Here is a 20,844-nt window from a genome sequence, read left to right on the forward strand (position 1 = left end):
CGCCGCGCTATCCAGCGTATCCACCGCAATCGTCAGCGGCAGCTGCGCGTGAATCACCTGCACCGCGCCCTCGTCGTCCTGACCGAAGGTGGTGCGCAGGCTGTCGTGACGGGCGATCACGGCGTTGAACGCACGCTCCAGCGCCGGCACGTCGAGGGTGCCGCGCAACTGCAGTGCGGTCGGGATGTTGTAGGCCGCACTGTGCGGGTCCATCTGCCAGACAAACCATTGCCGGTCCTGAGCGAACGACAACGGGATCGCGGTGAACTCCTCGCGGGTCTGCGGGATCGGCAGGTTCGCGGGGGAAACCCCTTCCTGGAGCATCTTTTCAAGATAGAGCGTGCGCTTTTCCAGGGGCAGACAAATGAACCGCCTGGCAATCTTCAGTGCGACATTCCTATCCATCAAGCCTCCTCCATTTCATCAAGCAGGGATTCCAGCTTGCTCAGTTTCAACATATCGACTTGCTCATCGGCGGCGTCCAGCTGGCTGACGAAATCGCCAAGCGCGGGGTGCTGGAAAATCAATTGCGGTGTCAGCTTCAGGCCCAGTTCCAGTTGCAGGCGCGAAACCACGGTGACGGCCAGCAAGGAGTGGCCGCCCAGTTCGAAGAAATTGTCGTTGAGGCCGATGCGCTCCAGTTGCAGCACGTCCTGCCAGATGGCCGCCACTTGTTGTTGCAGTTCAGTGGACGGCGCGACAAAGGCCTGCTGCGCCTGGCTGGCATCGAACTTGGGCAGCGCCTTGCGTTCGAGTTTGCCGTTCGGGCTGACCGGCATTTTCGCCAGCAGTACCCAGTGCAGCGGAACCATATAGTCAGGAACGTTCCGGGCGAGGTGTTCTTTAAGGCGCTGGAACAGTTCGCTGCGGCTGGCCTCGTCGGCCTCCACCAGACGGGCGTCGTTTGGCACCACATAGCCCACCAGCAACGAACCGTCCTGAGCGATGACTACGGTTTCGCGCACGTCGTCGTGTTCGGCCAGCCGCGCTTCGATTTCACCCAGTTCGATACGCAGGCCACGGATCTTCACCTGATGGTCTATGCGCCCGGCGTACTCGATCACGCCGTCGGCGCGATAGCGCGCCAGGTCACCGGTGCGGTACAGGCGTTGGCCGTCACCGAACGGACTGGTGACAAAGCGCTCGGCGGTCAGCGCCGGACGACGGTGGTAACCACGGGCCAGGCCTTCGCCGCCCAGGTATAGCTCGCCGATCACACCCACCGGCAACGGCGCCAGGCTGTTGTCGAGGATGTAGGTGCTCAGATTCGCGATGGGCTGACCGATCGGCACGCTGTCGCGGCCTTCGTCGCGGCAAGTCCAGTGGGTGACGTCGATGGCCGCTTCGGTCGGGCCATACAAGTTGAACAACCCGGCGTTCGGCAACTTGGCGAATACCTGCTGTTGCGCATCGACCTGCAACGCTTCGCCGCTGCAAACGATCCGCGTCAGGCTGGTGCATTCGGCCACCGCCGGATCCTGCAGGAACGCCTGCAACATCGACGGCACGAAGTGCAGCGTGGTGATGCGTTGCTCGGTGATGACCTGAATCAGTTGCGCCGGATCACGGTGCGCGCCCGGAGCCGCGACCACCAGTGACGAGCCGGTCATCAACGGCCAGAAGAATTCCCACACCGACACGTCGAAGCTGAACGGGGTCTTTTGCAGCACGCTGTCGTCAGCGGTCAGCTGATAGGCCTGTTGCATCCAGCACAAGCGGTTGACCAGCGCCGAGTGGCGGTTGCCCGCGCCTTTCGGTTTGCCGGTGGAGCCCGAGGTGTAGATCACGTAGGCGAGGTTTTCCGGATCGATGTTCAGCGCCGGGTTGGCCTCGCTGCGACCTTCCAGCCAGTCACCGTCCTGATCCAGCACCAGACTGCGAAGCCCCGCCGGAACCGGCAGTTGCGCCAGCAGATGGCTTTGAGTCAGCAGCAAGGCAATGCCGCTGTCCTCGAACATGTAGGCCAGACGATCCTGCGGGTACTCAGGATCGAGCGGCAGATACGCACCGCCGGCCTTGAGAATCGCCAGTAGCCCGACAACCATTTCCAACGAGCGCTCGACCGAGATACCGACCAATACTTCCGGACCGACACCGTGTTCGATCAACACCGCTGCCAGCTGATTGGCGCGGGTGTTGAGTTGGGCGTAGGTCAGGCGCTGCTCGCCAAACACCAGCGCCAAGGCGTCCGGGGTGGCGCGTACCTGTTCCTCGATCAGCGAATGCACACTGCGCGACAGCGGGTACTCGGTGGTCGTGGCGTTCCATTGTTCGACCTGCTGCTGTTGCTCCTCGCAGGAGAGCAATTCCAGTTGGCCCAACGCCAGAGCGCCGCCCTGCATCATCTGCGTCAGCAGGTTGTGCAAGTGCTCACCCAGTCGCGCAATGTCGACTTCGGCAAAATGCGCACGGCCGTAGCTGAAGTGCAGCGACAGGGTGTCGCCCATGCTCACGGCGAGGGTCAACGGGTAGTTGGTCTGCTCGTGGTTGGTGACGTCGGTGAAGCGCAGCCCAGCCGGCGCACCTTGTTGCATGGCCTCCGATACCGGGTAGTTCTCGAACACCAGAATGCTGTCGAACAGGGCATCACCGCCCTTGCCGGCCCAGCGCTGGATCTCGAACAGCGGCGTGTGTTCGTGCTCGCGCAGACTCAGGTTCTGCGTCTGCACGGTGTGCAGCCACTGGCCGACACTCTGCTCGGCGCGCGGGGTGCCAATCACCGGCAGGGTGTTGATGAACAGCCCGATCTGCTGCTCGATGCCTTTGAGATCCGCCGGACGCCCGGCCACCGTCGCACCGAACGCGACCGTGTCCTGACCGCTGTAGCGTTGCAGCAACAGCAGCCACGCCGCTTGCACCAGGGTGTTGAGGGTGACTTTCTGTTCACGGGCGAACTCGGCCAGTTGCCGGGTCGCAGCGGCATTCATGACACGCTGATGATCGGCATACCCGGCGACATCCAGGTCATCGCGGCGGGCGATGGCCTGGGTCAGGCGGGTCGGCTCTTGCAGGTCGGCCAACTGGGTTTTCCAGAAGGACTCGCTGACGCCGCCGTCCTGACGTTGCAGCCAGGCGATGTAGTCGCGATAACGCCCCACCGATTGCGCCAGCGGCTGACCGCTGTAGCGGTGCAGCACTTCGCCCATCAACTGCGAGTTGCCCCAGCCATCCATCAGGATGTGATGGTTGGTGTAGATCAGGTGATAGGTGTCATCGTCGATGCGCACCAGACACAGGCGCAGCAACGGCGCGGCGGTCAGCTCGAAGCCCTGTTTTCGCTCCTGTGCGGCCAGTGCGTCGAGGTCGGCCTGATAGTCACGGCGACCACGCCAGTCCTGCACGCTGAACGGCAGCTCGACCTGCTTGTGCACCACTTGCACCGGGCGCTCGCCCTGCCACAGGAAACCGCTGCGCAGCACATCATGCGCCTGCAACGCCGCCTGCCAGGCAGCACGGAAGCGCTCGACATCCAGACCCTGCACATCAGCGCGAGTCTGGTTGATGTAATCGCCCGCCTCTTCTTCGTACAGCGTGTGGAACAGCATGCCTTGCTGCATCGGCGACAGCGGGTAGATGTCTTCGATCAGCGATGACGGCAGTGGCAACCCATCGAGTTGTGCCTGGCTCAACGGCGCCAACGGGAAGTCCGATGGCGTCACACCGTGCACGCCGTCGCGGCAGCAATGTTCGATCAGCGCCGCCAGTTCCTGGGCGTAATCATCGGCCAAGGCCTGCACGGTGCCGCGCTCGAACATGCGCTCACTGAAGGTCCAGCCGAGGCTGAATTCGCCGCCGTAAATGCCGCCGTTGAGGGTCAACGGGCTGCTGAGCAAGGCGTCCAGGCTCTGCTCCGCACCGCGTGCTTCACCGGACGGCGTGAACAAGGCCGCCTGCCCCGCGTCGAAGCTGCTGTCGAACTGCCCCAGGTAGTTGAAGGTGATCGCCGGTTGCGGCAAGGCACGCAGGGTTTCGCGCACCGCGTCGCTGCCCAGATAACGCAACACACCGAAACCGATGCCTTTGTTCGGGATGGCGCGCAGTTGTTCCTTGACCGCTTTGAGCGATGCGCCGAGCTCGGCGCCGGCAGTCAGCTTGACCGGGAACAGGCTGGTGAACCAGCCGACACTGCGGCTCAGATCGATGTCGGCGAACAGGTCTTCGCGGCCATGGCCTTCGAGCTGAATCAGCGTCGAATTCTCACCGGTCCAACGGCTGATCACCCGTGCCAGTGCCGTCAGCAACAGGTCATTGACCTGGGTGCGATAGGCCGCTGGCGCGTCTTGCAGCAGTTGGCGGGTCAGCTCCGCGCCGAGGCGGGTCTGCACCGTGTGTTCATGACGGCTCTGCAAGCTGCCGTCGGCGTGATCCACCGGCAACTGGCTGGATACGTTTTTCAGCTGTTCGAGCCAGTAAGGTTGCTCGGCCAGCAGCGCTTCACTGCTCGAATAAGCGTGCAGGCGCTCGGCCCAGGTTTTGAACGCGCTGGTCCGGGCCGGCAGTTTCACCGGCTGAGCGCTGCTGATTTGCTGGTAAAGCCCTTGCAGGTCTTCCAGCAGAACACGCCACGAAACGCCGTCGACCACCAGGTGATGAATCACCAGCAACAGCCGCTGAGTGCCGTCCGCCAGGGTCGCCAGTACGGCGCGCAACAACGGCCCACCGAGGGCGAGGCTGCGCTGCGCGTCAAGGCCCAGCACCTCAAGTTCTGCGGCGTCTGCGACCTGGGTTTGCCACAGCAGATCCTCCGGCTGCTCGCCGACTGCCAGGTGTTGCGCGACCCATTGGCCATCGACAGACGCAAACGACAAGCGCAGTGCATCGTGGTGTTCGATCAACGCGTCGAGGGCCGCCTTCAGATGCCCAGCGTCCAGAGTCTGCGAGGTGTTGAGCAGCACCGACTGGTTCCAGTGATGCGGCTCGGCCACGTCTTCTTCGAAGAACTGCAACTGCGCCGGCAGCAACAGCGACGCACCGGTGACCGGCGACTGGTCGATGACAAATCCGCCCTCGCCGACCCGCGCGACACTGGCCAGACCTTGAATGGTCTGGTGCTGGAACAGGTCTTTCGGACTGAAATGAATACCCGCCTGACGGGCGCGGCTGACCACTTGAATCGAGACGATCGAATCACCGCCCAGTTCGAAGAAGTTGTCGGTCACACCGATTTGCGCCAGGCCCAGCACCGCTTGCCAGATGTCCACCAGCGTTTGCTCGGCGGCATTGGTAGCGGCCAGGTAATCCTGCTGCGCCTGCGCCGCATCGGGTTTCGGCAAGGCGTGGCGATCAAGTTTGCCGTTGGGCGACATTGGCATTTTTGCCAGGAACAACAAGTGCGTCGGCACCATGTAGTCCGGCAGGGTCTGCTGAAGCTGCTCGCGCAATGCACGGCGCAGTTCGCTTTGCCGCTCGCTGTCGGCCATGACCGGTTCGGCGTCGGTCGGCACCACGTAGGCCACCAGTTGCTGACCGCTTGGCCCGGCCACCGCCATCACCAGCGTTTCGCGCACGGTCCGGGCATCCAGCAGACGCGCTTCGATTTCACCCAGTTCGATACGGAAACCGCGAATCTTCACCTGATGGTCGACACGACCGATGTACTCGATCACCCCGTCGGCCCGGAACCGCGCCAGGTCTCCGGTACGATACAGACGTGCCCCCGGCTGCACCGAGAACGGGTCCGGCATGAAGCGCTCGGCGCTCAGGTCCGGACGGTTGAAGTAACCACGTGCGAGCAATTCGCCGCCGATCATCAGCTCACCCACCGCGCCCACCGGCACTGGTTGGCCGGCAATGTCCAGCAGGTAGATGGAACGGCCCGGCAACGCCGAACCGATCGGCAAGGTCGATGGCGTCGGCTCGGCACCCGTCACGTAGTCGCCGCAATCCAGCGACGTGGCGGTCACGGTGGCTTCGGTCGGGCCGTAGGTGTTGAGCAAACGAACGTGGGCCAGACCGGCCTTGTTCCACGCGGCCATGCCTTCGGGCGGCATTGCTTCACCACCGGCATGCACCTGACGCAACACGCCATAGTCACGCGGGCCGATTTCGGCGAAGTCCTTGGCCAGCATGCCCCAATAGGCGGTGGTCAGGTCGATCACGCTGATGCGCTTGTCGAGCATCTCGCGGTACAGGGTTTCGCTGTCCCAGATCTCGGTGCCGCGCAGCACCACCGAAGCACCGGTGATCAGCGCCGGGTACAGCTGCTCGACGAAACCGTCGAAGTTGAACGTCGAGAATTGCAGCACGCAGTCCTGCGCGGTCAACGCCATCAGGTCCACGGTCACATAGGCGTGCTTGGTCAGCGACGCCTGATTGATCCCCACGCCTTTCGGACGTCCAGTCGAGCCCGAGGTGAACATCACGTAGGCGAGGTTATCGGCCAGGGTCAGGTTCGGCAGATCCGCGCTTTCGAGCTGCTCTGGTTGACGATCGACGCACAGCACCTCGACGCCTGCGACCTGCGGCAGACGCTCAAGCAGATGGCTCTGGCTCAGCAAAAGGAGCAGGCCGCTGTCTTCGATCATGCAGGCCAGGCGATCACTCGGGTATTGCGGGTCCAGCGGTACATACGCGCCACCGGCCTTGAGCACCGCCAGCAGGCTGATGATCATCTCCAGCGAACGCTCGACAGCGATCCCCACCAACACGTCAGGACCGACGCCGCGCTGACGCAAGGTGTGCGCCAGACGGTTGGCCTGCTGGTTGAGTTCGGCGTACGTCAGACGCTGATCGGCAAAGTACAGCGCGACCTGTTCCGGCGCGCGTTGCACTTGCTGTTCGAACAATTGATGCACGTGCAGCGCAGTTGGGTAATGTCCGGCGCAATAGCCCCAATCGTTGAGTGCCAGCTCCCGTGCAGCCGCATCGAGCAGTTGCAGGTCGCCCAGGCAACGTTGATCGGAACCGGCGGCCATCTGCATCAGCACGTGATTCAACTGAGCGCCCAGCTGCTCGACGGTGGCGTCGGCAAAGTGCTCGCGGTCAAAGCTGTAATGCACTTCCAGCGTGCCTTCCAGGCTTACGCCCAGGGTCAGCGGGTAGTTGGTCTGTTCGTGGTTGGCCACCGGACCGAAGCGCAGACCTTGCGGTGCGCCCTGCTCCAGCGCCTGGGCAATCGGGTAGTTTTCGAACACCAGAATGTTGTCGAACAGCGCTTCGCCGCCCTGCCCGGCCCAGCGCTGGATATCGAACAGCGCGGTATGTTCGAACTCGCGCAGCGCCAGGTTTTGCGCCTGCACCGCTTGCAGCCAGCTGCCGAGCGATTGCTCGGGCCGTGGGCTGGCGATCACCGGCAAGGTGTTGATGAACAGACCGATCTGTTGCTCGATTCCCGGCAAGTCCGCCGGACGCCCCGCCACGGTGGCGCCGAACGCGACGCTGGCCTTGCCGGTGTAGCGTTGCAGCACCAGCAGCCATGCGGCCTGGACGAGGGTGTTGACGGTGACTTTGGAAGCACGGGCGAACTCACCCAGGCGAGCGGTCTGCTCGCTGTCCAGCACGCGATAATGGTCGCCGTAGCCTTGCACCGCCGGTGCATCTTTCGGCCGGGCAATGGCGTGAGCCAGGCGCGTCGGCTCGTCCAGCGTGCGCAACGCCGGCAGCCAGAACGCCTCGCTCGCTGCTGCGTCCTGACGCTGCAACCAGCCGATGTAATCGCCGTAGCGACCTGCATGTGCAGTACTGAACTTGCCGCTGTAGCGCTGCAGCACTTCGCCGAGCAACTGCGAATTGCTCCAGCCATCCATCAGGATGTGGTGGTTGGTGTAGATCAAGTGATGACGCTGGTCATCGATACGCACGATCACCAGACGCAGCAGGGTCGACGCGTTCAGGTCGAGGCTCTGACGCTCGGCGTCGGCCAGGGTCTGCAACGCGTCTTCCCGATGCGGCTGCGCGCGCCAGTCGTGCAGGCTGTAAGGCATTTGCGCGTGCTTGCTGACCACTTGCACCGGCGCATCCAGCTCGCCCTGCCAGACGAACCGCGTACGCAGAATGTCGTGCGCATCGACGGCGGCCTGCCAGGCCTGATGGAAACGCTCGGGGTCGAGGCCTTCGACGTCCAGGCGCATCTGGTTGATGTAGTTGCCGGTGGATTCTTCATACACCGCGTGGAACAACATGCCCTGCTGCATCGGCGACAGCGGATAAACGTCTTCGATCAGCTGCGGCGCCAGCGGCAAGCCGTCCAGTTGAGCCTGGCTCAAGCGCGCCAGCGGGAAGTCCGACGGCGTGACACCGTGATGATCGGCCTGGCAGCAATGCGCGATCAGCGCTTGCAGCTCCCGGGCGTAATCATCGGCCAGACGCTGAATCGTTGCCTCATCGAACATCTCGTGGCTGAACGTCCAGCCCAGGTTCAGTTCGCCGCCATACACCTGGCCATTGAGTGCCAACTGGTTGGCCAGCGGCGCATTGGCATCCAGTTCATCGCCCGCCGCTTCGCTGGAGGGCACGAACAGCGCGCCGTCGGCGGCGTCGAAGCTGCCGTCGAACTGGCCCAGGTAGTTGAAGGTCAGGCGCGGAACCGGCAGCTGTGCGAGAGAGGCGCGATCAGCCTCCTCGCCCAGATACGCCAGCGCACCGAAACCGATGCCTTTGTTGGGGATCGCGCGCAGTTGTTCCTTGATCTGTTTCAGCGACGCACCCAGCTCTGCAACCGGCGTCAGTTTTGCCGGGTACACGGTGGTGAACCAGCCCACGGTGCGGGTCAGGTCAATGTTGTCGAACAACTCTTCACGGCCATGGCCTTCGAGTTGAATCAACGCACTGTCGGCGCCGGTCCAGCGCACCATCACGCGGGCCAGTGCGGTCAGCAGCAAGTCATTGACCTTGGTGCGATAGGCCGCCGGAGCGTCCTGCAGCAACTGACGGGTCTGGGCCTTGTCCAGACGGGTGCGCACGGTCAGCGCATGACGGTTTTGCAGACCACCGTCGGCGTTGTCCAGCGGCAGCGCGACATCGGCGCCTTGAAGCTGCTCCTGCCAGTACGCCAGCTCGGAACGCAGCTCGCTGCTGCGGGCGTAGGTTTGCAGGTGCTCGGCCCAGGCCTTGGCGGCGCTGGTTTTGGCCGGCAATTGCAGGGGCTCGCCCGCTGCGATCTGCCGGTAAGCGCTTTGCAGATCATCGAACAGAATCCGCCACGACACGCCGTCCACCACCAGGTGATGGATCGCCAGCAACAACCGCTGACTGCCGTCGTCGAGGTTCGCCAGCACCGCACGCAGCAGCGGCCCGGCTTGCAGATCGAGGCTGCGTTGCGCCTCGTTGGCCACCGCTTCCAGCGCGGCGGCATCGGCCAAATCGACCGTCCACAGGAGAGCATCGTTGCGGCTGTCCATGCCACGGTACTCGGCGTGCCAGCCATTGGCCTGCTCGACGAAACTCAGGCGCAAACCATCGTGGTGCGCGACCAGCGATTCCAGCGCCTGCTCCAGTGCCGCTGCTTGCAACGGCTGAGTCGGCTTGAGCATCACCGCCTGGTTCCAGTGCTGACGCTCAGGGATGTTCTGTTCGAAGAAGGCCTGTTGCACCGCCAGCAACGGCAGCGCGCCGGTCACCGGGCCCTGATCGATGGCTTGCGCCTGCTCGCCCACCTTGGCCACCGCCGCCAGTGCGGCAATGGTCTGGTGCTGGAACAGATCTTTCGGGGTGAAGCGGATCCCGGCCTGCCGCGCACGGCTGACCACCTGGATCGAGATGATCGAATCACCACCGAGTTCGAAGAAGTTGTCGCTGACACCCACCTGCTGAAGTTTCAGCACCTCCTGCCAGATGGTCGCCAGTTGCTGCTCCAGCACGGTTTGCGGCGCGACGTAGGCTTGTTGCAGTTGGCTGACATCCGGTTTAGGCAGGTTCTTGCGGTCGAGTTTGCCGTTCGGCGTCAGCGGCATGCGCTCCAGACGCAGCACGTAGGCCGGCACCATGTGCGCCGGCAGTGTGGCTTTGAGCTGCTCACGCAGGTCTTCGGCGAAATCCTCGCGGGCCGAATCACCGACCACGTAGGCCACCAGACGCTTGCCGCTGCCGGCGCTGCCTTCCTGCGCCACGACTACCGCTTCCCGCACGCCGTCGAGGGCTTGCAGGCAGGCTTCGATTTCCCCCAGTTCGATCCGGAAACCACGGATCTTCACCTGATTGTCGATGCGATCCAGGTAGTCGAAGGTGCCGTCGACGCGCTGGCGCACCAGGTCGCCGGTGCGGTACAGCAAACCACCGGTGTGGCTGAACGGATCCGCGACGAAACGCTCGGCCGTCAGCCCCGGACGGTTGAGATAACCACGCGCCAGGCCCGTGCCGCCGAGGTACAACTCGCCGGCCATGCCTTGCGGCAGCAGGTTCAGATCGGCGTCGAGCACATAGGCGCTACGGTCGCCGATGCGGCTGCCGATCGGCGCGTAGGCCGCACCGCACGGCACTTCGCGGCCAGCCTTCCAGATCAGCGGCGTGACCACGGTTTCGGTCGGCCCGTAACCGTTGATGATGTAGTCCGGATCGAGGGCGCGTTTGACCCGTTCGAAACTGGCGCTCGGCACCGCGTCACCGCCGAAGCAGTAAATGCGCACCTTGGGTGGATGGCCCTCGCGCTCGGCGTGTTCGGCCAGTTGTTGCAAGTACACCGGCGGGAACGCGACCACGGTCACGCCGTGTTCGCGCATCGCGTTGTACGTCTGCTCCGGGGTCCACAGCGTGTCGTCGCGGATCAGCAGCGAGGCACCGTGGGTCAGGCTGGTCAGCCAGCGCTCGTGGGCACCGTCAAAGGCGAACGACATGAAGTGGAATTCGCAGTCGCTGTCACGCATTTCATAACGTTGGCCGATGGCCTGGCAGTGCATCGCCAACGGGCCGTGGGCAACGCTGACACCCTTCGGATTGCCGGTGGAACCGGAGGTGTAGATCACGTAGGCGAGGTTGTCCGGATCGAGCTGCACCTGCGGCGCCTTGATCGGCCACTCGTGCAGGTCGAGGCGGTCCAGTTCCAGCACCGGTACCGATTCGGCGACCGGCAGTTGCGCCGACACCGACGAATCGCTGATCAGCAGCGCCAGCCCCGAATCCTCGATCAGGTACGCCAGACGCTCGCGCGGATAGCTGGTGTCCAGCGGCACATAGGCACCGCCCGCCTTGAGCACGGCCAGCAAGGCAACGATCACCGCTTCGCTGCGCGGCAAGGCGACGCCGACCCGGGTTTCGGCACCGACACCGCGTGCAATCAGCGCGTGGGCCAGTTGGTTGGCACGTTGATCGATCTCGCCATAACTGAAGTGCTGACCGTTGAAAATCACCGCGGTGCGCTGCGGACGCTCGGCGGCCAGGGTGCTGATCCGCTGGTGCACAGCGATGTCCACCGGGTACGGCTGCGGGTGGTTATCGGCTTGTTGGCGGGCGTGTTCGCCGGCGTCGGCCAAGGCGATTTCACCGAGGCTGCGCTCGGCCGACACGGCAAACTGCTCAAGCAATTGCAGCAGGTGCGCGCTGATGCCTTCGATGGCAGCGCGGGCGAAATGGCCACGGTCGAAGCTGTAGTGCAGCGCCAGTTGTTCACCGAGCGTGACGGCGACGCTCAACGCATAGTGGGTCTGTTCCAGGTTGGCGACTTCGCCGAACACCACGCCCTGATCGGCGCCTTGCTTCAGGGCCTGGGCAATCGGGTAGTTTTCGAACACCAGAATGTTGTCGAACAGCGCTTCACCGCCCTGCCCGGCCCAACGCTGAATGTCCGCCAGCGGCGTGTGCTCGAAATCGCGCAGGCCGAGGTTCTGCCCCTGCACGGCTTGCAGCCAGTGGCCCACGCTTTGATCGGGACGCGGCGCACCGATCACTGGCAAGGTGTTGATGAACAGTCCAACTTGCTGCTCGATGCCCGGCAAGTCCGCCGGACGCCCGGCGACCGTGGCCCCGAACGCCACGGCTTCGTGACCGGTGTAGCGTTGCAGCAACAGCAGCCACGCGGCCTGGATCAAGGTGTTGACGGTGATTTTCTGCTGACGGGCGAAGGTTTCCAGCACACGGGTTTGCCCCACGTCGAGGGTCTGGAAGTGATCGCCGTGACCGCTCTGGCTGTCGCTGGTCGAGGCCACGCGGGCCAGACGGGTCGGCTCTTGCAGGGCGGCCAGTTGCTCGCCCCAGAAGTTTTCGCTGAGTCGAGCGTCCTGACGTTGCAGCCAGGCGATGTAGTCGCGGTAGCGTCCGCCGGCATTCGCCGGAATCTGCCCGCTGTAGCGCTGCAGCACTTCGCCGAGCAACTGCGAGTTGCTCCAGCCGTCCATCAGGATGTGGTGATGGGTGTAGATCAGGTGCCACTGCTCGGCGCCGGTCTGCACCAGCACCAGACGCAGCAGCGGCGCGCAGGTCAGGTCGAAGCCTTGTTGGCGTTCGGCATCAGCCAGCGCCGCGAGGGCTTGTGGCTGATCGTCACGGGAGCGCCAGTCCAGCGAGGTGAACGGCAACTGCACCTGTTTGTGGACGATTTGCACCGGCTCGGCCAGCTCGCCCTGCCAGACAAACCCGCTGCGCAGGATGTCCTGGGCATCGACGGTGGCCTGCCACGCATCGCGGAAACGTTGCGGGTCGATGCCTTGAACGTCGACGCGCATCTGGTTGATGTACTCGCCCGCCGCTTGCTCGTACAGGGTATGGAACAGCAGCCCCTGCTGCATCGGCGACAGCGGATAGAGATCGTCCAGCTCACCGGCCGGCACCGGCAGCGCATCGAGTTGCGCCTGCGTCACGCACGCCAGCGGGAAGTCCGACGGTGTCGCTTGCGGCGCTTCGAGCGCGCAGCAATGGTCGATCAGGGCATTGAGTTCATGGGCGTATTGATCCGCCAATTGCTGGACGGTCGCCGTGTCGAACATCTCACGGCTGAAGCCCCAGTTCAGCGCCAGCTCGCCGCCGTATACCTGGCCTTCAACGGTCAGCCAGTTGGCCAGCGGCGCCGATGGATCCTGCGCCGCACCGCTACCTTCACCGGACGGTACAAACAGTGCCGCCTCATCGAACTGACGGTCGAACTGACCGAGGTAGTTGAAGGTGATGCGCGGTTTGACGTCGCTGTTCAGCGACGCTGCCGTTTGCGCGTCCGCCAGATAACGCAGTGCGCCGTAGCTCAGGCCTTTGTCCGGCACGGCACGCAGTTGTTCCTTGATGGCTTTGATCGAAGCGCCCAGGTGGTCCGCCGGGCAAAGATTGACCGGGAACAGGCTGGTGAACCAGCCAAGGGTGCGGGTCAGGTCGACGTCATCGAACAGGTCTTCGCGACCGTGACCTTCCAGTTGAATCAGGGTGCTGGCCTGGCCGCTCCAGCGACACACCACGCGGGCCAGCGCGGTCAGCAGCAAGTCGTTGACCTGGGTGCGATAGGCCGCCGGCGCCTGTTGCAGCAGTTTGCGGGTCTGCTCGGCGCTGAGTTTGAGCTCGACCTTGTCTTCGAAACGGTTTTCCAGTGCGCCGTCAGGACGCTCGCAAGGCAGTTCGGCACGCGGTGCGTCACGCAGCTGCGCCTGCCAGTAATCCAGGCTTTCAGCGAAGGTCGGCAGGTGCCCTTGCAGGCGTGCGACCCACTGCTGATACGAACTGGTCTTGCCCGGCAAGGCGCTGGCCGCGCCGCTCAGGGCTTGGGTGTAAGCGGCTTGCAGGTCTTCCAGCAACACGCGCCACGACACGCCGTCGATCACCAGGTGATGCGCGACCAGCAGCAGACGCTGGCCACCATCGGCCAGATCCACCAGCATCGCGCGCAGCAAAGGGCCGTTGCTCAGGTCCAGACTGCGCTGGGCCTCGTCGCACAAGGCCTTGAGGTCTTCCAGCGATTGTGCGTTGCGTTGCCACAACACCGACTCGCCGGTTGGCGCGGCATACGCCTGCTGCCAGCCCTCGGCAGTCGATTCGTAGCGCAGGCGCAGCGCGTCGTGATGGTTGAGCAACTGGCTCAGCGCACGATCCAGCGCGCCAGCGTCCACAGGCTGTTGCGCCGTCAGCAACAGCGACTGGTTCCAGTGCTGACGCTGAGGGATGTCCTGTTCGAAGAACCACTGCTGCACCGGCGCCAGCGCCACGGCGCCCACGGCCGGACCCTGATCGATCAGGGTCTGTTGGCCCTGACGGGCGACTTGCGCCAGGCTGCGGATGGTCTGGTGCTGGAACAGTTCTTTGGGGCTCAGCACGATCCCGGCCTGACGGGCGCGGCTGACCACCTGCATCGACACGATGGAGTCGCCGCCCAGTTCGAAGAAGTTGTCTTCGAGGCCGACGTTTTCAATCGACAACACGTCCTGCCAGATTGCCGCCAGGGCTTTTTCCAGGGTGCTGCGTGGCGCCACGTGTTCGCGTTGTTGCTGGCTGCCATCGACGGCCGGCAACGCCTTGCGATCGAGTTTGCCGTTCGGCGTCAGCGGCAATTGCTCGAGGAACAGCAGGTACGCCGGCACCATGTAGTCCGGCAAATGTTGGCGCAGTGCCGCTTTCAGGGTTTCGCGCAGGCTCGCCTGAGCATCGGCATCCGCCGCCAGCACGGCCGCGTCGGTCGGCACGATGTAGGCCACCAATTGCTGGCCGCTGGCGCCTTCCTGAGCCAGCACCGCCAGCTCGCGCACCGCGTCCTGCTGCAATAGTCGCGCTTCGATTTCGCCGAGCTCGATGCGGAAACCGCGCACCTTCACCTGGTGGTCGATCCGGCCGACGTATTGCAGCGCGCCATCGGTCTGATAACGGGTCAGGTCGCCGGTGCGGTACAGCCGCTCGCCGTTGTTGGCGAATGGATTGGGCACGTACTTCTCGGCGGTCATCGCCGCGCGGCCCAGATAGCCACGGGTAATACCGGCACCCGCCAGATACAGCTCGGCCGCCGCGCCTTGCGGCACCGGTTGCAGATCGGCGTCCAGCAGGTAGCTGGCGGTGCCGGTCAGTGGTCGACCGATGCTCGGCGTACCGCCCGCCGCACGACGGGTCCAGGTCGAATACGTAGTGTCTTCCGACGGGCCGTACAGGTCGTAGACGTGTTCGACGCTGGCCTGTTGATACAGCGCCTCGACCAGGCTTTGCTTCAGCGGCTCACCCGCGAGGTTGATGATGCGCACGCTCGACGGGATCGCACCGTCGCGCTGCAAGGCATTGATCGCCGAAGGCACGGTGTTGATCAAACGAACCTGATCGCGTGCCGGCAGTTGCGGCAGTTCCAGGGCGTTACGCGCGATGATCACCGAGCCGCCGTTGGCGAGGGTGACAAACAGCTCCCACACGGAAAGGTCGAAGCACACCGACGTCGACGCCAGCACACCTTGGATGTCATCACGGCTGTAGACCGTGCGCGACCAGTCGATCAGGGCCTGCACGTTGCGGTGCGCGATGGCCACGCCTTTCGGTTTACCGGTGGAGCCGGAGGTGTAGATCACGTAGGCGAGGTTGTCCGGCGTCACCGCCGTGACGGGTGCACTTGACGGATACGCCGCCAGTTCTGCGGCCATCCGGTCCAGCAACAGCACCTGAGTGTCGGCGCTGACGGAGAGCGTCTCGGCCACATCGTGCTCGGTCAGCAGCACCAAAGCACGACTGTCTTCAAGCATGTAGGCGACGCGGTCGGCCGGGTAATCCGGGTCCAGCGGCACGTAGGCGCCGCCGGCCTTGAGCACCGCCAGCAATGCCACCAGCAAGCTGTCGGAACGCTGCATGGCAACGCCGACCCGGACTTCCGGGCCAACGCCGCATTCGACCAGTTTGTGCGCCAGCGCATTGGCCCGCGCATCGATCTCGGCGTAGGTGAAGGCTTGCTCGCCGAAGGTCACAGCCAGCGCGTCCGGCTGGGCGGCAACCTGTTGCTCGATCAAGCGATGGATGCTCGACGCCTCGGCAGTGGCGGCCTGCGCGCTGTTCCAGTCGAACACCATGCGTTGGTATTCGGCCGCTTCCAGCAACGGCAGATCGCTGATGCGCTGGTTGCTGTTCTGCACCATGCCACGCAGCAGGTTCAGCCAGTGCTGCGCCATGCGCGCGATGGTCTGCGGCTCGAACAGATCGTTGGCGTAGGTCAGCGCGGCGTGCAGCCTGCCTCCCTTCTCGTAGGTGTCCAGAGTCAGATCGAATTGCGTGGTGCGACCCTGCCATTCGATGACGCCCAGTTCCAGCCCGGAAGCGGTGCTCACCGTGCTGATGTCGGCGACTTGCGGCTGATGGTTGTACATCACCTGAAACAGCGGCGTGTGGCTGAGGCTGCGTTCCAGTTTCAGCGCTTCGACCAGCCGCTCGAACGGCAAGTCCTGATGAGCCTGAGCGCCAAGCGCGGTCTCTTTGACGGCACGCAGCAGATCGCCGACGCGGGTCTGCCCGTCCAGTTCGGTACGCAATACCTGGGTGTTGACGAAGAAGCCGATCAGGCCTTCGATTTCCCCCCGGTTACGGTTGGCGATCGGCACGCCGACGCGGATGTCCGACTGCCCGGTGTAGCGATGCAGCAGCACGTTGAAGGCGCCGAGCAGCAACATGAACAAGGTGATGTTGTGCTGCTGGGCGCTGCTGCGCAGTTGTTCTGCCAATGCACCGTCGATGGCGAATTCATAGCGCGTGCCGCGATAGCTCGGCATTGCCGGGCGCGGGTGATCGGTTGGCAGCTCCAGCACCGGGTGCTCATCGCCCAGTTGCGCCTGCCAGTATTCCAGTTGCCGTGCCTGTTCACCCGCTTCCAGCCAGCGGCGCTGCCACAGTGCGTAGTCGCTGTACTGGATCGGCAACGGCGCCAGTTGCGGCGACTGGCCGGCTTCATGGGCGTCATAGCAACGGATGAATTCGTCGATCAGCACGTTCATCGACCAGCCATCGGAAACGATGTGGTGCAGGGTCAACAGCAGCACGTGCTCCTGTTCATCGAGCTTGAGCAACTTGACCCGCAGCAGCGGGCCGACAGCCAGATCGAACGGCTGCAAGGATTGTTGCTGAGCGGCGTCGGCCACCGCGACTTCGCGCTCGGACGCAGCGAGGTGGCTGAAATCCACGTGTTCAATAACCAGCGGTGCTTCGGCCGGCACTTGCAGCAGGCTGTCGTCGGCCTGTCGCTGGAACACCGTGCGCAGGGTTTCGTGACGCGCCACCAGGCTGGCAAACGCCGCGTCGAGGGCGGCCAGGCTCAGGCGGCCCGTCAGGCGCACCGCGCCGGGCAAGTTGTAGGCGCCGCTGTGCGGGTCCAGTTGCCAGAGAAACCACATGCGCTGTTGCGCGTAGGACAACGCCTGCCGATCATCGGCCTCGACCCCTTGAGGAATCGGAAAACGGGCGAAATCCACGCCCTCCTTGTGCAGGGCCGCGAGGAACATCTGGCGCTTTTCCAGGGGCAACCCGATAAACCGGCGAGCAAGTTTCAAGGAGTCTTCAGCATTCATTTCTTGGTATCCGAATCAGTAGGCTGGCAGCACAAAGGCACGTCGTCCCTATAAAACGAATGCAAAGCGGAAAAATTAGCGATTGAGAAGAACTATCAGAAGGGAGGCGCAGCGGGGATTTGCGGGCGATAAAAAACCCTGCGGGAGCAAGCCTGCTCGCTCCTCACAGGGTTCCGGACAGTGATGAATCCGGATTAGACGGCGGCCATCAATCCATGTCGACGATGATGCACGTCGAGTTGATCCTTGATCACCCGCAACACTTTGGCTTCGTGTTCATGAATGAAGAAGTGTCCCCCGGCCAGCATGTCCACCGAGAAGCTGCCACGGGTTTCCTTGCTCCAGCCGATCAACTGTTCAGTGGTGGCCTTGTCGGCCTTGCCGCCGAGCACATGCACCGGGCAGTTGAGCAGCGGCCGCTGCATTGGCTGGAATCTGCCGCAAAGCAGGAAATCGGCGCGCAAAATCGGCAGCGTCAGGCTCATCAACTCCTCATTGGCCAGCACTTCTTCGCTGGTGCCGTTGAGGGTGCGCAGTTGATCGATCAGCTCGGCGTCGGTCTTCGGCTCGGCAAAGCCGCGGTCGTAGTCGGCCCGCAACGTCGGCGCCGCGGTGCCCGAAGCGAACAACGCCACCGGCTCCGGGCAGCCCAATGCGCGCAATGCGTGAGCGATTTCGCAGGCCAGCAAGGCGCCCAGGCTATGGCCGAACAGTGCGTAAGGGGCCTTGAGTGTCGGGCGCAGCTCCCTGGCCAGTTGCATGGCCAGCGTACGCATGTCGGTGTGCAGCGGTTCGCCGAACCGGGCGCCGCGCCCCGGCAACTCTACCGGTTGCAATTGCAGCCACTGCGGCAGCTTCGGCCGCCAGCGGCTGTAGACCATGGCACTGGCGCCGGAGTACGGCAGGCACAGCAGGGTCAACTTGGTCACCACGTTTCCCTCGAAAAAAGTCTCTTCAAGGGGTACGGATTGCTGCCCCGGCAAATTAGTCGGCAGTTCGTAAATTTCCGGCACAAATACTCGTTAACCGTTCAGACCAAAAATACAACGAGGATTCACCGTGGACCTGCAGACCATTCTGGGCAAGCTGTTCGCCAATGCCGGCGCGGTCGGTATCGAAGGCGTTTTCCAATTCGTATTGGGTTCACAGGCATTCTGGTCCGAAGTCAGCGCGAGCAGCCGAACCGAGGCCGGTCGCCATGCCAGCCCCGATGTGACCATCGAGGTTGCGGAGCAGGATTTCCTCGGGATCATGGCTGGCATCGCCAACGTCGAGGAGCTGTTTGCCAGCGGTCGCCTGAAGATCAGCGGCAACATGGGCCTGGCGACGATGCTGCCGCAGATCATCGACCACGCTCGCCGGGGTGCGGCGCCGGTGGAAAAGGTCGACATGAACAAGCGCTATCCGACGCCACCGCGTTTCAGCGAAAAACTCACCGCCAGCCTGCCAGCGCAAACCGTCGTAGAGCGCAGACCGCGCAGCGAGTTGTCGCTGATCGAATTCGAGAGCCGCTACCTGCCCAACGGCGTTCCGGTGGTGATCAGCAATGCCTTGCACGACTGGCCGCTGTTCAGGCTCAGCCGCGAAGAATCGCTGGTGCATTTCGCCGAACTGCAAGGCATCACCCGCCACGGCGATTACGTGAAAAAGACGTTCTCGACCGAGCGGGATTTCCGCTCCACGTCGATGGCCGATTTCATCGCCTCGCTGGACAGCCCGGCGGTCAAAGGTGCGGACGGAGAGCCACCGGCCTACATGGGCAACAACATTCTGCCGGCAGCGTTGATGCAGCAGATTCAGTACCCGCCCTACTTCGACGCTTCGCTGTTCATCCCGCCGCGCATCTGGATCGGCCCCAAAGGCACGTTGACCCCGTTGCACCGCGACGACACCGACAACCTGTTCGCCCAGGTCTGGGGCCAAAAGAAGTTCACCCTCGCCGCGCCGCATCATCGTGAAGCGCTGGGCACCTGGTCCACCGCACCCGAGGGTGGCCTGGACGGCTGCGACTTCAACCCGGACGCGCCGGACTACGAGCGCTTCCCCAACGCCCGCGACGTAACCTTCCTGCGGGTGACGCTGGAGGCCGGGGATCTGTTGTTCCTGCCCGAAGGCTGGTTCCATCAGGTGGAGTCGGTGTCGACTTCGCTGTCGGTCAACTTCTGGGTGAACTCGGGCCGGGGCTGGTAACCGGCATTATTTGAGGTGACGAAAGCTCTGCACCGCCGAGCCCAGCACCACCGCTCCGGCGGCAATCGCCAGCCAAAAGCCGCTGCGCGCGCCGAACGCATCCACCAGTGCGCCGGAACCGGCGGCGCCGATGGCCACGCCGATGCTCAAACCCGTCACCAGCCAGGTCAGGCCTTCGGTGAGTTTGGCCGGTGGCACGATGCGCTCGATCAACGCCATCGCCACAATCAGGGTCGGCGAGAAGAACAGCCCGGCAATGAACACCGCGACGGCCAACCCGAAAATGTTGCTCGCCAGCAACAACGGCAGCGTGGTCACCGCTGTCGCCAGACCGCCGTAGAGAAACAGGCGCGGTAACGGCAGCTTCGAGCGCATTGCGCCGAAGGCAATGCCGGCCAGACAGGAGCCGATGGCATACACCGACAACACGATGCTCGCCGCCGCCGGCTGCCCCTGCTGCTGGGCGAACGCGACGCTGACCACATCCACCACGCCGACAATCACGCCCATGGCAAGCATCAACGCCAGCAGCCATTGCACGTCGGTCGAACGAATGATCGAACCTTGATGCTGCGATTCGTGCGGATGCACCGGCGGCTCGGTGCTGCGCTGGGCGACGAACGCCGTGACGCCGATGGCCAGCATCAACAACGCTGCCAGCGGCCCGGCCTCGGGAAACACGCCGACGCACAAGCCCACCGACAACGGCGGGCCGACAATAAAGCAGACTTCGTCGAGCACCGACTCCAGCGCATACGCCGTCTGCAACTGCGGCTGGCCGCGATAGATTTCGGTCCAGCGCGCCCGCGCCATCGCCGACATGCTCGGCATGCAACCGGCCAGTGCTGCGCAGACAAACAGGGTCCAGGTCGGCGCCTGCAAGCGGGTGCACAGCAGCAACATCAGCAGCGCGCCCCCGCCGATCAGCGCCGCCACCGGCAGCACCCGCCCCTGGCCGAAACGGTCCACCAGCCGTGACACCTGGGGCGCGCAAAACGCCGTGGCCAACGCAAACGTCGCCGCCACCCCGCCCGCCAACGCGTAGCCGCCGGTCAATTGCGAGAGCATGGTGATCACGCCGATGCCGGTCATGGAAATCGGCATGCGCGCGATCATCGCGGCAATCACAAAAGCCCGGGCGCCGGGGGCGTTGAACAACTCGCGGTAAGGGTTTGCCATCGGATACAGCCTCATCAGGGGCGGCCAAGTTGCCACAAAGCCTGACGGCCGGGGAAGCGCGCAATTGTTGGTGGAATGTGAAGTCCCTGTGGCGTGCAGGGCCAATCGC

Annotated in this window: 5 protein-coding genes (1 of these 5 cut by a window edge); 1 reads left to right on the forward strand and 4 read right to left on the reverse strand. The window is 63.9% G+C overall.

Annotated features, from left to right (window positions below):
• From AC1RT4_RS22045 to AC1RT4_RS22055, 3 genes are all read right to left on the reverse strand, one after another.
• Window positions 1-405, reverse strand: partial view of a non-ribosomal peptide synthase/polyketide synthase gene (locus AC1RT4_RS22045; protein ID WP_493087853.1) — the 5' portion only. Its footprint begins 13,101 nt before the window's first position; 405 of the gene's 13,506 nt are visible here — the first part of the coding sequence; its start codon is at window positions 403-405; its stop codon lies beyond the left edge, outside the window.
• Window positions 405-17,366 carry a non-ribosomal peptide synthase/polyketide synthase gene (locus AC1RT4_RS22050; protein ID WP_493087855.1) on the reverse strand — a complete coding sequence of 5,654 codons (16,962 nt, stop codon included), beginning with the start codon at window positions 17,364-17,366 and terminating at the stop codon, window positions 405-407. Before AC1RT4_RS22050 ends, AC1RT4_RS22045 begins: the two co-directional genes overlap by 1 nt.
• A gap of 194 nt (window positions 17,367-17,560) precedes the next feature.
• The gene (locus AC1RT4_RS22055) at window positions 17,561-18,298 is read right to left on the reverse strand and encodes a thioesterase II family protein (RefSeq protein ID WP_493087857.1); all 738 of its coding nucleotides are present in this window, start codon (window positions 18,296-18,298) and stop codon (window positions 17,561-17,563) included.
• Between the two features lie 127 nt (window positions 18,299-18,425).
• On the opposite strand from AC1RT4_RS22055, the gene AC1RT4_RS22060 reads away from it, so the two are divergent.
• On the forward strand, window positions 18,426-19,556 hold the full coding sequence (locus AC1RT4_RS22060) for a cupin-like domain-containing protein (RefSeq protein ID WP_493087859.1): 1,131 nt from the start codon (window positions 18,426-18,428) through the stop codon (window positions 19,554-19,556).
• Window positions 19,557-19,562: 6 nt separating this feature from the next.
• Here the strand turns inward: AC1RT4_RS22060 and AC1RT4_RS22065 are convergent, their stop codons facing one another.
• The gene (locus AC1RT4_RS22065; RefSeq protein ID WP_007956351.1) at window positions 19,563-20,735 is read right to left on the reverse strand and encodes an MFS transporter; all 1,173 of its coding nucleotides are present in this window, start codon (window positions 20,733-20,735) and stop codon (window positions 19,563-19,565) included.
• Between the last annotated feature and the right edge of the window lie 109 nt (window positions 20,736-20,844).

Source organism: Pseudomonas sp. GW821-FHT11D10, from assembly GCF_058808435.1.

Coding starts and splice junctions, on each gene's coding strand:
- AC1RT4_RS22065 (WP_007956351.1), bottom strand. CDS start 20,735: ATGGCAAACCCTTACCGCGAGTTGTTCAACGCCCCCGGCGCCCGGGCT.
- AC1RT4_RS22050 (WP_493087855.1), bottom strand. CDS start 17,366: ATGAATGCTGAAGACTCCTTGAAACTTGCTCGCCGGTTTATCGGGTTG.